This is a genomic window from Cognatishimia sp. F0-27 (assembly GCF_020667845.1).
Classification (GTDB): domain Bacteria; phylum Pseudomonadota; class Alphaproteobacteria; order Rhodobacterales; family Rhodobacteraceae; genus JAFMPQ01.
In genome coordinates, this window is the sequence record NZ_JAFMPQ010000004.1 from 119,476 (window position 1) to 133,433 (window position 13,958).

The 13,958-nt window shown below is 61.4% G+C and carries 14 protein-coding genes; 5 read left to right on the forward strand and 9 right to left on the reverse strand.

Translation table 11 applies throughout. The features are described 5' to 3' along the window. The first annotated feature begins 156 nt into the window (after positions 1–156). The 5 genes from J1C49_RS03970 (at position 157) to J1C49_RS03990 (ending at position 3,967) form a co-directional block, all read left to right on the forward strand. Complete coding sequence (locus J1C49_RS03970; protein WP_227444504.1) at positions 157–792, forward strand: ATP-dependent Clp protease proteolytic subunit; 636 nt, start codon at positions 157–159, stop codon at positions 790–792. A gap of 211 nt (positions 793–1,003) precedes the next feature. Further along, positions 1,004–2,269 carry an ATP-dependent Clp protease ATP-binding subunit ClpX gene (gene clpX / locus J1C49_RS03975; RefSeq protein WP_227444505.1) on the forward strand — a complete coding sequence of 422 codons (1,266 nt, stop codon included), beginning with the start codon at positions 1,004–1,006 and terminating at the stop codon, positions 2,267–2,269. Positions 2,270–2,766: 497 nt separating this feature from the next. Continuing rightward, a complete protein-coding gene (locus tag J1C49_RS03980; protein ID WP_227444506.1) occupies positions 2,767–3,150 on the forward strand; it encodes an NADH:ubiquinone oxidoreductase subunit NDUFA12 in 384 nt (127 codons plus the stop codon). After that, positions 3,147–3,596, forward strand: a complete 450-nt coding sequence (gene mlaD / locus J1C49_RS03985) for an outer membrane lipid asymmetry maintenance protein MlaD (protein WP_227444507.1) — start codon at positions 3,147–3,149, stop codon at positions 3,594–3,596. Before J1C49_RS03980 ends, mlaD begins: the two co-directional genes overlap by 4 nt. Then, positions 3,593–3,967, forward strand: a complete 375-nt coding sequence (locus J1C49_RS03990; protein WP_227444508.1) for a DUF2155 domain-containing protein — start codon at positions 3,593–3,595, stop codon at positions 3,965–3,967. Before mlaD ends, J1C49_RS03990 begins: the two co-directional genes overlap by 4 nt. Here the strand turns inward: J1C49_RS03990 and aat are convergent. From aat to J1C49_RS04035, 9 genes are all read right to left on the reverse strand, one after another. Then, positions 3,931–4,566 carry a leucyl/phenylalanyl-tRNA--protein transferase gene (aat, locus tag J1C49_RS03995; RefSeq protein WP_227444560.1) on the reverse strand — a complete coding sequence of 212 codons (636 nt, stop codon included), beginning with the start codon at positions 4,564–4,566 and terminating at the stop codon, positions 3,931–3,933. The genes J1C49_RS03990 and aat overlap by 37 nt on opposite strands. 93 nt (positions 4,567–4,659) lie before the next feature. Further along, the gene (gene accC / locus J1C49_RS04000; RefSeq protein WP_227444509.1) at positions 4,660–6,012 is read right to left on the reverse strand and encodes an acetyl-CoA carboxylase biotin carboxylase subunit; all 1,353 of its coding nucleotides are present in this window, start codon (positions 6,010–6,012) and stop codon (positions 4,660–4,662) included. A gap of 10 nt (positions 6,013–6,022) precedes the next feature. Beyond that, complete coding sequence (accB, locus tag J1C49_RS04005; RefSeq protein ID WP_227444510.1) at positions 6,023–6,517, reverse strand: acetyl-CoA carboxylase biotin carboxyl carrier protein; 495 nt, start codon at positions 6,515–6,517, stop codon at positions 6,023–6,025. A 168-nt stretch (positions 6,518–6,685) separates the two neighbouring features. Further along, positions 6,686–7,285 (reverse strand): hypothetical protein, encoded by a 600-nt coding sequence (locus J1C49_RS04010; protein ID WP_227444511.1) that lies wholly within the window; start codon positions 7,283–7,285, stop codon positions 6,686–6,688. A 393-nt stretch (positions 7,286–7,678) separates the two neighbouring features. Further along, complete coding sequence (gene acs / locus J1C49_RS04015; RefSeq protein WP_227444512.1) at positions 7,679–9,625, reverse strand: acetate--CoA ligase; 1,947 nt, start codon at positions 9,623–9,625, stop codon at positions 7,679–7,681. Positions 9,626–9,884: 259 nt separating this feature from the next. Further along, complete coding sequence (locus tag J1C49_RS04020; RefSeq protein ID WP_227444513.1) at positions 9,885–10,640, reverse strand: ABC transporter ATP-binding protein; 756 nt, start codon at positions 10,638–10,640, stop codon at positions 9,885–9,887. A 118-nt stretch (positions 10,641–10,758) separates the two neighbouring features. Then, on the reverse strand, positions 10,759–11,514 hold the full coding sequence (locus J1C49_RS04025) for an ABC transporter ATP-binding protein (RefSeq protein ID WP_227444514.1): 756 nt from the start codon (positions 11,512–11,514) through the stop codon (positions 10,759–10,761). Between the two features lie 12 nt (positions 11,515–11,526). Further along, the gene (locus J1C49_RS04030) at positions 11,527–12,789 is read right to left on the reverse strand and encodes a branched-chain amino acid ABC transporter permease (protein ID WP_227444515.1); all 1,263 of its coding nucleotides are present in this window, start codon (positions 12,787–12,789) and stop codon (positions 11,527–11,529) included. Positions 12,790–12,792: 3 nt separating this feature from the next. Further along, positions 12,793–13,824: a branched-chain amino acid ABC transporter permease gene (locus tag J1C49_RS04035; RefSeq protein WP_227444516.1), complete on the reverse strand. Its 1,032-nt coding sequence runs from the start codon at positions 13,822–13,824 to the stop codon at positions 12,793–12,795. Positions 13,825–13,958 lie beyond the last annotated feature (134 nt).

Sequence of the window (13,958 nt, forward strand, 5' to 3'; positions counted from 1 at the left end):
CGCCGAAGACAAACCCATGCCCTGATCGAGCAATCGTGACGGCACGCATATTGCCTGAAAACCCCTCCGCCCCTTGCAGCCCCCTTGGGGCAATACTAAGACTCTCTCAATCTTCCAGCGTTATGCACAATCCCAAACATCGACAGGCAGGCCAGCATGAAAGACCCGATCGAGACATACATGAACCTCGTCCCCATGGTGGTCGAGCAAACGAGTCGTGGCGAGCGCGCGTATGACATCTTCTCGCGCCTGCTCAAGGAGCGGATCATTTTCCTGAATGGCCCGGTGCATGATGGCATGTCGTCGCTTGTGGTGGCGCAGCTTCTGCACCTCGAAGCGGAGAACCCGTCCAAGGAAATCTCCATGTACATCAACAGCCCCGGCGGCGTCGTGACCTCCGGTCTGTCGATCTACGACACGATGCAATACATCAAGCCCAAGGTTTCGACCCTTGTGATCGGCCAGGCGGCGTCGATGGGGTCGCTGCTCCTCACGGCGGGCGCGCCGGGCATGCGCTTCTCGCTCCCCAACAGCCGGATCATGGTGCATCAGCCCTCCGGCGGCTATCAGGGGCAGGCGACAGACATCATGATTCATGCCGAAGAAACCCTCAAGCTGAAGAAGCGTCTGAACGAGATCTATGTCCATCACACCGGCCAGTCCTACGAGACGGTCGAGTCCGCGCTTGAACGCGACAACTTCATGGATCCCGAGCAGGCCCGGGATTGGGGCCTGATTGACGAAATCGTGACGAACCGTGTGCCGGACGGCGAAGAGGGCAGCGATACCTGACGCGCGATTGCGACTTGGACAGGCAAGTGATCCCTGTCGGGTGGGGTGCGGGCGATTTTCGCATTGTCGCGCCCCAGAGCCTGTCCTAAGCTGACCCGAACTTGGGTGGGCCAGAAGAGAAGATGGCCCGCGGCGGGTTGTTGCCCGCCGCGCCCGACCGAGCATAACCGGCTGACGACGAGGCCCTGCAGCGGGCCGAGAAAGGTGCGAAATGGCTAATAATTCCGGCGGCGACAGCAAGAATACGCTCTATTGCAGCTTCTGTGGCAAGAGCCAGCATGAGGTGCGTAAGCTGATTGCGGGTCCGACGGTGTTCATCTGCGACGAATGCGTCGAACTGTGTATGGACATTATCCGCGAGGAGACCAAGGGCGCCGGGCTCAAGTCTTCGGAGGGGGTTCCCACCCCGCGCGAGATCTGCGACGTGCTCGACGATTACGTGATTGGGCAGGCTACGGCAAAACGGGTTTTGTCGGTGGCGGTGCACAACCATTACAAGCGTCTCAACCACGCGCAGAAATCCGGCGATATCGAACTGGCAAAGTCGAATATCCTGCTGATCGGTCCGACAGGCTGCGGCAAGACCCTGCTGGCCCAGACATTGGCGCGTATCCTCGATGTGCCGTTCACGATGGCGGATGCAACCACGCTGACCGAAGCGGGTTACGTGGGCGAGGATGTGGAGAACATCATTCTCAAGCTGTTGCAGTCGAGCGAATACAATGTCGAACGGGCGCAGCGCGGCATCGTCTACATCGACGAGGTCGACAAGATCACCCGCAAGTCCGAAAACCCGTCGATCACGCGCGACGTGTCGGGTGAGGGCGTGCAGCAGGCTCTGCTCAAGTTGATGGAGGGCACGGTTGCTTCCGTGCCACCGCAGGGCGGGCGCAAGCATCCGCAGCAGGAATTCCTTCAGGTGGATACCACCAACATCCTGTTTATCTGCGGCGGAGCGTTTGCAGGGCTCGACAAGATCATTGCGCAGCGTGGCAAAGGCTCCGCGATGGGCTTTGGTGCCGATGTGCGGGACAATGACGAGCGCGGTGTGGGCGAGGTCTTCAAGGATCTCGAGCCGGAAGATCTGTTGAAATTCGGTCTGATCCCGGAATTCGTCGGTCGTCTGCCGGTTGTGGCAACGCTCGAGGATCTGGACGAAGATGCGCTCATCACCATTCTCACGCAGCCCAAGAACGCGCTGGTCAAGCAATATCAGCGCCTGTTCGAGATGGAAGAGACAGAGCTGAACTTCACCGAGGATGCGCTGTCTGCGATCGCCAAGAAGGCCATCGAGCGCAAGACCGGGGCCCGCGGCCTGCGGTCGATCCTTGAAGGCATCCTGCTCGACACCATGTTCGAACTTCCCGGCATGGACGAAGTCTCCGAGATTGTCGTGAACGAAGAAGCGGTGACGTCTGATGCGAAACCGCTCATGATCTATGCGGACCAGAAGAAAGAGCCCGCGTCCGCAAGCTGACCTGCGCGCATGAATGCCGGGTAAACGAGACAAAAGGCAGGGGGCGCCCCTGCCTTTTTTTGTGTGCGACCTGGAGTGACCCGGTCGCGCCCGTGTTCCGGAATGCGCAAATCCCCTCATGCCATGCGGACAGGGGGGAGCATGATTTCGCAGGTGGTCACGGTGCCTTGGGGGATCAAAGACCAGCGAGTGGCGTCCTGCCCTTTGGGCGTGGCGCCCGAGACAGGCACGGCACCCATTTCAAAGCCATCAACCATCCCAAGCGCCAGAAACGCTTTCATATGCGGGCTTATCCATCGCCGACCCGGTCTTCTGCCTCCCGCAAATTGGCGCCCCGCCGCAACCGGTTTTCAGCCTGCCATCCCTTGAGAGTGCCAGGGAAATTCGTGCGCTTCGCGTCGCCAAATATCAGCGCGGCGGTATTCCGCGACAGGCCGTCACTGGACGTTGGCTGGGCGATGGCCTATCACGCGGGTGAGTTTAGATCGGAGAGAGCCATGGCTATCCTGGATACCCTTCTGCGTGCCGTGACCTGGTGGAACGGGCAGACCCTGAATACCCAGTGGTACACGGCCCGTCATGGCCAGAAAGTTGGCGAAGACGAGCAGGGCAATGTCTTTTACCAGACATCGGATGGCGAACGCCGCTGGGTCATTTACAATGGCGAGGCTGAGCCGAGTCGCGTCAGTCCCGCGTGGCATGGCTGGCTGCATCACACCTATCAGGATCCGCCGACGGAACGTCCCTTGCCACGCAAGGAGTGGGAAAAGCCGCATCTCGAGAACCTGACCGGCACGGCCCAGGCCTACGCCCCGGCCGGGTCGCTGCGTCGCGCCGAACCGATCGAGCGCAAAGACTACGAGGCATGGAGCCCGGAATGAGCCATTCCAAGGCGGAGGTCTTGGTCGGCGGTGCTGTTCTCGCTGCGGCGCTGGCTTTTGGTGTCTACACGGTTCAGACCACGGGCTTCGCGCTTGGCGCGGATGGCTATGAATTGACGGCCTCTTTCCGGTCCGCTGAAGGGGTGAGCGTCGGAACCGATGTGCGCCTTGCCGGGGTCAAGGTGGGTACCGTCACAGGGCTCGACCTGAACACCGAGACCTTTCGCGCCGATGCCACGGTGACCATCCGCGACGGCATCCAGATCCCCGATGACAGCGCCATCGTTGTCGCGTCTGAAGGTCTTCTGGGCGGCAATTTCATTGAAATCAGCCCGGGCGGCTCGCTGTTCTATTATGCGGAAGGCGACGAAGTCCTCGACACTCAGGGGGCGGTGAGCCTGATCTCTCTCTTGATGAAGTTCGTGGCCGGGGATGACGAGGGATGAGCCGGTTTTTCAGAACCTTGGGGACCGTCGCGGCGTTCTGTCTGGCTGCCGCGCCCGCTTTCCCTCAAGAGAGCGTCCGCGAAGGCACGGGCGCGGTGCTCCGCGGCCTGGACAAGCTCAATGCGGTGGTGACGGATTTCAATCTCCCGACAGGCTTTCGAGCCACGGTGGGATCGCTGGAAATCACGATGGAGCAGTGCCGGTATCCAGAAAACAACCCGTCCGGGGATGCCTTTGCCTTTATCACTGTCCGTGAAGAGGGCGTCGCGGAACCTGTCTTCCGGGGATGGATGGTTGCCTCCTCACCGGCATTGAACCCGCTGGATCACCCACGCTATGACGTGTGGGTGATGCGCTGCACAACCTCCTGACCGCTCCGCGCCAATGGTGTGGCGGGCAGATCGATCTCCGCTTTGAGCGCCTCTGACAACCGCGCGCGATAGTCGGACCGCGTGATCTCGATCGCCCCGAGTGTGGCGAGATGCGGTGTGATGAACTGCGTGTCGAACAGCGTGCCACCTGACCGTTTCAGGAGATCCACAAGCCACGCGAGCGCGATCTTGGAGGCGTCGCGGCGGCGCGAAAACATCGACTCACCGCAAAAGGCCCGCCCCACCACAACGCCATAGACACCGCCTACAAGCGTGTCATCCATCCAGACTTCAAGGGAATGGGCGTGGCCGAGATAGAAGAGCTCGTCATAAAGCGCCCGGATCGGTTCGTTGATCCAGGTCTCCGGACGGTCTGCGCAGCCGTTGAGCACCCCGTCGAATGCGTGGTTCAGCGTGATGTGGTAATCGTCGCGCCGCAGCCTTTTGGCAAGGCTGCGCGACAGGTGAAACCCGTCCAGCGGCAGGATCCCCCGTTTGCGCGGATCGACCCAGAAGATCTCCGGGTCGTCATGCCTTTCGGCCATCGGAAAGATGCCCGAGCGATAGGCATGCATGAGAAGATCGGCGTCGAGGCTCAGATCTTTCATATCACACCCGCGGCCCAGCGAAAGGGCGCCACGAACGGGTCGGGCAGGGAAGGGGGAAGAGGGCGGTTCCGCATGGGCGTGAGATTATCGCTCCAGCCCGCCTGCCTCCAACCATTTTTCGAGCCAATGGATGTTGTAAGCCCCGGTGTGGATGTCCCGCTCCTGCAAAAGCGCATGAAAAAGCGGCACGGTCGTATCGATCCCGTCCACGATCAATTCGCCCAAAGCGCGATTCAGCCGTGCCAATGCTTCCGTGCGGTCGCGCCCATGCACGATGAGTTTGCCGATGAGACTGTCGTAATAGGGCGGGATCCGGTAGCCATCGTAGAGCGCGCTGTCGATGCGAACGCCCAGCCCGCCGGGGGCATGGTATTGCGTGATGGTCCCCGGGGAGGGCGAGAAATTCGGCAGTTTTTCCGCGTTGATCCGCACCTCGATGGCGTGGCCATTGATTTGAAGCGCGTCCTGCGAAAAAGAAAGGGGCAGGCCGGCGGCAACCCGGATCTGTTCGCGCACGAGATCGACGCCAAAGATGGCTTCGGTTACCGGGTGTTCCACTTGAAGACGCGTGTTCATCTCGATGAAATAGAATTCACCGTCTTCATAGAGAAATTCGATAGTCCCGGCGCCGCGATAGCCCATCTTGGCGATAGCATTGGCACAGATTGCCCCGATTTCCGCGCGGCTTTCAGGGCTGATGGAGGGGCCGGGGGCTTCTTCGAAGACCTTCTGGTGACGTCTCTGGAGCGAACAATCCCGTTCGCCAAGATGCACACCACCGCCCTGACCATCCCCAAAGACCTGGATCTCGATATGGCGCGGACGTTGCAGATATTTCTCGATATAGACCTCGTCATTGCCGAACGCGGCCTTCGCTTCGGAGCGCGCGGTCTGATAGGCGCGCTCCATGCCGGCTTCGTCGGCGGCAACCTTCATGCCGCGCCCGCCGCCGCCAGCGGTGGCCTTGACGATCACGGGGTAGCCGAAATCCCTGCCGATCTTCTTGGCGTCTTCCACGGAGTTCACGCCGCCTTCGGACCCGGGCACAACCGGAATGCCAAGCGTTGCTGCCGTCTCCTTTGCGGTGATCTTATCGCCCATCATGGAGATGTGCTTGGCCGAGGGGCCGATAAAGGTCAGGCCGTGGTCCTCGACCGCCTGCACGAACCGCGCGTTCTCGCTCAAAAAGCCATAGCCCGGGTGAATGGCCTGCGCGCCGGTAACTTCGCAGGCAGACATCACCGCGGCGACGTTGAGATAGCTGTCAGCCGAGGGAGCAGGCCCAATGCAGATCGTCTCGTCGGCCATGCGCACATGCATCGCATCGGCATCGGCGGTCGAGTGAACGGCAACGGAGCGGATGCCCATTTCGCGGCAGGCGCGGACAACCCGCAACGCGATTTCGCCGCGATTGGCGATCAGGATCTTGTCGAACATGCGCGCGCCCTTATTCGAGGATCACAAGAGGGGCGCCGAATTCCACGGGCGAGCCGTCTTCGATCAGGATCCGTTTGACTGTCCCGGCTCGCGGGGCCGGGATGTGGTTCATCGTTTTCATGGCTTCGACGATAAGCAGGGTGTCGCCTTCCTTGACCGCGGTGCCGACCGCAATGAACGGGTCGGAACCCGGCTCAGCCTGCATGTAGACGGTGCCCACCATCGGAGAGGTCACGGCGCCGGGATGGGCGGCGGGATCTTCGGGCATCGTTGTTTCAATGGGTGCCGATGCTGCGGGCGCAGGCGCGGAGGCCGGCGCGGCGAGGACCTGTGCCTGCGGCGCCATCTGTGTCACGGGTGCGGTTTGGCGGCTGACGCGGACATTCAGACTGTCGTCGGGGCCGTAGTCTCGCTTGACCTGAAGCTCTGTCAGATCGTTTTTGCGCAGCAATTCGGCCAGCGCTTCGATGAAGGCCACGTCGGTATCGTGGGTTTTGTTGCTCATGCGATCCTCGCCCATTCATTTTGCCTGCGCGCAGAAGTTCGACTCTGCCTTCGGTGGTTTCGAATTGACGCGCGGGCATGCATTGGTCTGGCCGCTTATAGGCCAACCCTCAGGGCAAGAAAAGCGAGGAGACGCAGCTTTTCTTTCCGGCAGAGCGCGGATGCCGGTTCATTGCTCCTGTGGCGCGATACCGCGGGCCGGCCAGTGCTGCACGTTGGGCAGTTCCGCGGGCAGATGAGCGTAGGGCCGTGCGATGTTCGTGCCGTCCGTCTCCCGCGGTTTGGCCATGGTCACGGGCAGGGCGGTTGCGGTGGTGCTTGGGGGCGCGGCATTCGTTCCGGCGTTGATCCGGCGCGTATCGCCATAACCCGGGAGCCGGTTGTCGAGAAGAGGGGCCTTTGCAGGCAAGGTCTGCGGCGCGGTGGACCGGGCCTCGGCATTTGCTGTCTGGCTTGCATCCGGCAGGGCCTGGACTGTGCGCTGGTGGGGGGATTGGTCCGTTTCGGCTATCCGGGACGCGAGCCGGTTCAGGATCTCCTTCTGCATTCGGGTCGGGGGTGGCGCGGTGTCTTGCCGATCAGGCCGAACAGCGGTCGGGAATGGCGAGCGATCATCGCGCAGCGCGTCATCCGCAAGCGCGCTCTTGTCGGTTTCGCGCAGCGCTTCCACCCGCTGTGTGGCGGGTCGGGGGCGTTTGGGGTCCGGAAGGCCAAGTGGGTGGCCCGTGGTGACCGGTGCCAGCGTCATGGGAACAAATGGAACGTGCATAACCGGGCTGCCTTTCTCCTTTGTGCGGCTGCGGCACGTCATGTGCCAGAGGATCGAGGTTACCACGACGTCAAGGATTTGTCCGTAAGTTGTTAAAATTCATGAAACTTTTGGTGATCTTGGTTAAGATCGCCATAACCGGTGCGACTGCCGACGGTTTCGTTGGTGCAGGCGCTGACGCCGCGTCGCTCCACTTGCGGGCCCAGCATCGTGACCGTCGATGTGAATGGCCGTCACCAGCCGAAGCACAGCGTCGTCGTTGCCCGCGGTCATACCCCACCATGGACCATGCGGACCGCGCTGGTCTCCCGGTGGCATGAGGGGCAAAGGGTTGGATGATGCACAAAAAAAGCGCGCCCGAGAGCGCGCTTTTTCGACTGTTTTCGAGGGCGTTTACGACCGGTTCATGCGATTCTCGATCAGGTCGTCGACCACAGATGGATCCGCCAGCGTCGAGGTATCACCCAACGCGCCGAAATCGTTCTCTGCGATCTTGCGCAGGATGCGGCGCATGATCTTGCCGGACCGTGTCTTGGGCAGGCCGGGCGCCCATTGGATCAGGTCAGGCGAGGCGATGGGGCCAATCTCTGTGCGGACCCATGTACGCAGTTCCTTGTAGAGCGCGTCGCTGGGCTCGATCCCGTTCATCAGCGTGACATAGCAATAGATGCCCTGTCCCTTGATCTCATGCGGATAGCCGACCACGGCGGCTTCGGCGACTTTTTCATGCGCCACAAGCGCCGATTCGACTTCCGCCGTACCCATACGATGGCCCGAGACGTTGATCACGTCGTCGACACGTCCGGTGATCCAGTAATCGCCGTCTTCATCGCGCTTGCAGCCGTCTCCGGAGAAGTAATACCCCTTGTAGTCGGAGAAATAGGTCTTTTCGAAGCGCTCATGGTCGCCCCAGACGGTGCGCATCTGCGCAGGCCAGCTTGCCTTGATCGCGAGCACGCCTTCGGTTGGCACCTCGTGGATCTCGGCGCCGGACGTCGGCTCAAGCACAACCGGCTGCACGCCGAAAAACGGCTTCATCGCCGCGCCGGGTTTGGTGGCATGGGCGCCGGGCAGGGGGGTCAGCAAGTGGCCACCGGTTTCAGTCTGCCACCAGGTATCGACGATGGGGCATTTGCCCTTGCCGATCACGTCATTGTACCAGTTCCACGCTTCGGGATTGATCGGCTCACCGACCGTTCCGAGGATGCGCAGGCTCGACAGGTCACATTTCTCGGCAAACTCGTTGCCCTGGCCCATCAGCGCGCGAATGGCGGTGGGAGCGGTGTAGAACTGGTTGACCTTGTGCTTTTCGCAGACTTGCCAGAAGCGTGAGGCGTCCGGATAGGTCGGAACGCCCTCGAACATCAGGGTCGTGGCACCATTGGCCAGCGGCCCGTAGACGATGTAGCTGTGCCCGGTCACCCAGCCGACATCGGCGGTGCACCAGTAGATATCGCCATCGTGGTAGTCGAAGACAACTTCGTGGGTCAGGCTGGCATAGAGCAAATAGCCCCCGGTGCTGTGCACAACGCCCTTGGGCTGTCCGGTGGAGCCGGAGGTGTAGAGAATGAAGAGCGGATCTTCCGCGTTCATCGCCTCGGCAGGGCAATCGTCGGCGACTTTCGCCGCCTCTTCATGCAGCCAGAAGTCCAGCCCCTCGCGCCACGCGATCTGGTCTCCGGTGCGCTTGACCACGAGGCATTTCACGTCATCGGTATCGTGGAGCAGGGCTTTGTTGACGTTGTCCTTGAGCTTGGTCACGCGTCCGCCGCGCGGTGCGCTATCGGCGGTGATCACCACCTTGGCGTCGCAGCCATTGACCCGCGCCCCGAGCGCATCGGGCGAGAAGCCGGCGAACACGATGGAGTGGATGGCGCCGATCCGCGCGCAGGCCAGCATCGCATAGGCCGCCTCGGGGATCATTGGCAGGTAGATCACGACGCGGTCACCGCGTCCGACACCCAGCGCCTTGAGCACGTTTGCCATCCGGCAAACTTCGGAATGCAATTGCGCGTAGGTGATGTGCTGCGCCGGTTCATCGGGGTTGTCCGGCTCGAATAGGATCGCGGTCTTGTCGCCACGCGTTTCGAGGTGGCGATCGATGCAATTCGCTGAGACGTTCAACTCGCCATCGGCAAACCACTCGATCTTGACCTGACCGAGCGTGAAATCGACGTTGCTGATCTGGGTCGGCGTCTTGATCCAGTCGAGGCGCTTGGCCTGCTCTGCCCAAAACGCGTCCGGGTCGTTGATGGAGGCGGCGTACATCTCGTCATATCTGGCCGCGTCCACATGGGCCTTTGCGACGAGCGCGTCCGAAGGGGCATAAGTCTCAGTCATCAAGTGTCCTCCTGTCCTTGAAAATGGGTAGTCCAGGAACCGGAACAGGGAAAGGCGTTCTTAGGTCGCAAGAGCCTGCCGTGACTGTCCGATCCGGCGCGCAATCTTGGGAAGGGGCGCGCGGCCTGTCTGGTGGCGTGATGCGGCGCCCCAGGCCGCCTGCAGTGCGGTTTGCATGTCTCGCGCGGCGTCCGTCCAAACGGCGCGACGGCGCCCCCCTGAAATCCACGATCCGAGGGGCGCCGCAGGCAATCTGGTGTCAGATCGCCAGGTATTCCGCCCGGAGGCTTTCGTTTTCGAGCACTTCTTCGGCGGTGCCGTCAAAGACGATCGATCCGGTGTCGAGGATGACCGCCCGGTCGGCAAGCTGCAACGCGCGGACCGCGTTCTGCTCCACGATGATCGTGGTCATGCCCTGTTGCTTGATGACGCGGAGCGTCTTTTCGATCTCGTCCACGATCACCGGCGCAAGCCCCTCGTAAGGCTCGTCCAGAAGCAGGACCTTGATGTCGCGCGCCAGAGCGCGGGCGATCGAGAGCATCTGCTGCTCGCCCCCGGACAGCGTCACACCTTCCTGGTTGCGGCGCTCGCCGAGGCGCGGGAACAGGTCGTAGAGACGTTCGATGGACCAGCCGATCGGGGGCGCGATCTGAGCGAGCTTGAGGTTTTCCTCCACGGTGAGACCGGGAATGATGCGGCGATCTTCCGGCACCAGGCCAAGCCCGACCGTTGCGGCTTCGTAGCTCTTCATGTTGTGCAGCGGCTGGTGATCGAGCCAGATCTCGCCGTGGTTGACCTGCGGATCGTCAAGCCGTGCAATTGAGCGCAGCGTGGTGGTCTTGCCTGCGCCGTTGCGGCCGAGAAGGGCGAGGATCTCTCCTTCGTGGACGTTGAAAGAAATGCCCTGCACGATGTAGCTTTCACCGTAGTAGGAATGCATGTCCCAGACCGACAGGAAAGCGGGCGCTGTTTCGGCCTTGTTGCCGTGCTTGGAGAAATCGGGGCGGACGTTCATGGCTGTAGCCTCGCGATGTTGCGTGGGGCGGAGCGGGAGACGGCGTCTGAAGCGCCGCGCGGCTCCTGTTCAAAGGGAAGGCGGGGCAGGCCGGTGTCGGCGCACCCCGCGCTAGGGCTCAGACGCTTTCGCCCAGATAGGCTTCCTGCACCTTGGGGTGACCCTTGATGTTCTCAGGCGTGTCTTCCACCAGCGGCGTGCCTTGGGCAAGCACCGTGATCCGGTCGGCCAGGCTGAACACCACGTGCATGTCGTGCTCGATAATGGCGATGGTGATGTCGCGCTTCTCCTTGATCTCCTTGAGAAGATCGATCGTGTTGTTGGTATCCGCGCGGGCCATGCCGGCCGTGGGCTCGTCGAGCAACAGCAGCTTGGGGTTCTGCACCAGACACATCGCCATCTCGAGGCGGCGCTTGTCGCCGCGAGACATCGACGCTGCATGCATGTCCTGCTTTTCGAGCATTCCGACCTCGGAGAGCATCTCCTCCGCCTCGGCGCGCAACGCCCGTTCGTTGAAGACGCTTTCGATCGCATGCAGGCGGAACGCGCCGTCACGCTTGGCAAACAGCGGGATCATCATGTTTTCCATCACCGACAGATCGCCAAAGATCTCCGGAGTCTGGAACACGCGGGAAATGCCCATCTGGTTGATCTCGTGCGGGCTGCGCCCGAGCACGGACTGGCCGTCGAACATCACCGACCCGGTGTCGGGGATCAGCTTGCCCACGAGGCAGTTGAGCAGCGTGGACTTGCCCGCCCCATTGGGGCCGATGATCGCGTGGCAGGTGTTCTCCTTCACGGAGAGGTTCACATCGCCGAGGGCTTGCAGACCGCCGAAGCGTTTGCCCACGTCTTTGACGTCGAGAATTCCCATCTCAGTCTCTCCTTATTCCGCGGGGTCCTGTCCGGGGGCAACGGTCTTGCCACCGGAGGCTGCGTCGGTCTTCTTGGCGCGGCCCTTGAACATGCTACCGATCCTGCGTCCGCCTTCGACAATGCCGCCAGGCAGGAAGATCACCACGGCCATGAAGATCAGGCCAAGTGTCAGGTGCCAGCCTTTGCCGATGAACGGGTAGATGATCGCAACCACGAAATCCTCGAGCCCGTCGGGCAGAAACGCAAACCAGGTATGCAGGATGTCGGAATTGATCTTGGACAGGATGTTTTCCATGTACTTGATCGCACCCGCACCGAGCACCGGACCGATCAACGTGCCCGCACCGCCAAGAATTGTCATCAGAACCACTTCGCCAGACGCCGTCCAGAACATCCGTTCAGGCCCTGCCAGCGGGTCCATTGAGGCCATCAGGCCGCCCGCGAGACCGGCATACATCCCCGAGATCACGAAGGCCGCGAGCGTGTAGGGCTTGGGGTTCAGACCGGTATAGTTCAACCGTTGCTGGTTTGACTTGATCGCGCGCAGCATCATCCCGAAAGGCGACCGGAAGATGCGGATCGACAGGTAGAAGGCGATCAGCATGACAACGGCGCTGAAGTAGTAGCCCACCGAGAAGGTAAAGACCCAGTCACCGACGGAGAGTTCCGTGGCGCTGCGCATTTCGAGGCCAAAGAAGCTCGGCACGGGCAGGTTGCCGTCATCCGTGGCTTGCTGGCCAAGAATACGCGGGTCCGACAGCGTCAGCTGCAGCCCGGTTTCGCCACCCGTCAGACCCTTCTGCAAGAGACCCTGCTTGTCCGGGCCATCCATATCCGTGGCGAGCACGGAGTAGGCGAGGGCGTAGGACATCATCGCGAAGGCGAGCGTCAGAATCGAGAAGTAGATCCCCGAGCGCCGCAACGACACATAGCCGATGAGCACCGCGAAGAGACCGGACATGACCACCGAAAGGCCTAGCGCCGGCAGCACGTTCATGCCGAAGAGCTTGAACATCCACATTGCGGCATAGGAGCCGATCCCGAGAAACGCGGCATGGCCGAAGGACAGATACCCGGTGAGGCCGAAGAGGATATTGAAGCCGATGGCGAAGATCCCGAAGATCACGAACCGTTGCATCAGGTCGGGATACCCGGCGTTGAACTGTGCCCAGCCGGAGCTTTCAGGGAACGGGTTCAGGATGAAGGGGGCCAGCATCGTCAAGCCGATAACGATCAGCAGCAGCTTTGCGTCTTGTTTTTGCAAACCAAACATGGGTCAGTCCTCCATCACGCCCTTGCGGCCCATGAGGCCCCTCGGACGGGTCAGCAGAATGATGATGGCGACCAGATAGATGATGACCTGGTTGATGCCGGGAATGATGTCGATGACTTCGCGCATCGAGGCGAAGCTTTCGAGGATGCCAAGCAGGAACCCTGCAAGCACGGCGCCGGGCAGGGACCCCATGCCGCCGACGACGACCACCACGAAGCTCAGCACGAGAAAGTCCATGCCCATGTGGTAATTCGGCGAGTTGATCGGCGTGTACATGACACCTGCGAGGCCCGCGACCGCGGCGGCAAGGCCAAACATGATGGTAAACCGCTTGTCGATGTTGATGCCAAGAAGGCCGACGGTTTCGCGATCAGCCATGCCCGCGCGCACCACCATACCGAATGTGGTGAATTGCAGGAAGGCGAAGACCGCACCGATGATGACGGCAGCGAAGCCGAAATAGATGATCCGCCAATAAGGGTAGATGATCGATCCGGGTTCGAAACCGAGTATGGCGCCAAAGTCGAAAGACCCGGTGAAGGCGGAGGGCGCCGGCGTCGGGATCGGGTTTGCACCGTAGTAATACTTGATGACTTCCTGAAGCACGATGGCAAGACCGAAGGTCACGAGGATCTGGTCCGCGTGGGGGCGCTTGTAGAAGTGCTTGATCAGCCCACGTTCCATGACCACACCGATGAGGATCATGACGGGGATCGCGAAGAGGATCGAGAGCGGCACGGCCCAATCGATGATCGCAGCCCCCATGGTTTCGCCGAAGATATCGTAGGCGTAAGGCACGTCGACCTTGAGCGGGTTGCCCAGGAAGTCGGTGCGGGTTTCATCGACAACCTGATGGCTCAGCGACAACAACCGGCTCAGCGTCACGGCACAGAAGGCCCCGATCATGAACAGGGCGCCATGGGCGAAGTTGACGACGCCGAGCGTGCCGAAAATAAGTGTCAGCCCGAGAGCGATCAGCGCATAGGCCGAGCCCTTGTCGAGGCCGTTGAGAAGTTGAAGGATAAACCAGTCCATTGTCCCACCCTTTGAGATCGGAGTTCGGAAAGCACGAGAGCCCCATGAGAAGGGCCGACAGGGAGAGTGTGCAGCAGCGGTGGCTGGCGGCCTGTCCCGTCCGCGTTGGACGACAGGCCGCCAGCGCGGCGCGC

What these genes read in the sequence shown, in the direction of transcription:
- J1C49_RS03970 (WP_227444504.1), top strand. Translation starts at nt 157, where the DNA reads ATGAAAGACCCGATCGAGACATACATGAACCTCGTCCCCATGGTGGTC.
- clpX (WP_227444505.1), top strand. Translation starts at nt 1,004, where the DNA reads ATGGCTAATAATTCCGGCGGCGACAGCAAGAATACGCTCTATTGCAGC.
- J1C49_RS03980 (WP_227444506.1), top strand. Translation starts at nt 2,767, where the DNA reads ATGGCTATCCTGGATACCCTTCTGCGTGCCGTGACCTGGTGGAACGGG.
- mlaD (WP_227444507.1), top strand. Translation starts at nt 3,147, where the DNA reads ATGAGCCATTCCAAGGCGGAGGTCTTGGTCGGCGGTGCTGTTCTCGCT.
- J1C49_RS03990 (WP_227444508.1), top strand. Translation starts at nt 3,593, where the DNA reads ATGAGCCGGTTTTTCAGAACCTTGGGGACCGTCGCGGCGTTCTGTCTG.
- accC (WP_227444509.1), bottom strand. Translation starts at nt 6,012, where the DNA reads ATGTTCGACAAGATCCTGATCGCCAATCGCGGCGAAATCGCGTTGCGG.
- accB (WP_227444510.1), bottom strand. Translation starts at nt 6,517, where the DNA reads ATGAGCAACAAAACCCACGATACCGACGTGGCCTTCATCGAAGCGCTG.
- J1C49_RS04010 (WP_227444511.1), bottom strand. Translation starts at nt 7,285, where the DNA reads ATGCACGTTCCATTTGTTCCCATGACGCTGGCACCGGTCACCACGGGC.
- acs (WP_227444512.1), bottom strand. Translation starts at nt 9,625, where the DNA reads ATGACTGAGACTTATGCCCCTTCGGACGCGCTCGTCGCAAAGGCCCAT.
- J1C49_RS04020 (WP_227444513.1), bottom strand. Translation starts at nt 10,640, where the DNA reads ATGAACGTCCGCCCCGATTTCTCCAAGCACGGCAACAAGGCCGAAACA.
- J1C49_RS04025 (WP_227444514.1), bottom strand. Translation starts at nt 11,514, where the DNA reads ATGGGAATTCTCGACGTCAAAGACGTGGGCAAACGCTTCGGCGGTCTG.
- J1C49_RS04030 (WP_227444515.1), bottom strand. Translation starts at nt 12,789, where the DNA reads ATGTTTGGTTTGCAAAAACAAGACGCAAAGCTGCTGCTGATCGTTATC.
- J1C49_RS04035 (WP_227444516.1), bottom strand. Translation starts at nt 13,824, where the DNA reads ATGGACTGGTTTATCCTTCAACTTCTCAACGGCCTCGACAAGGGCTCG.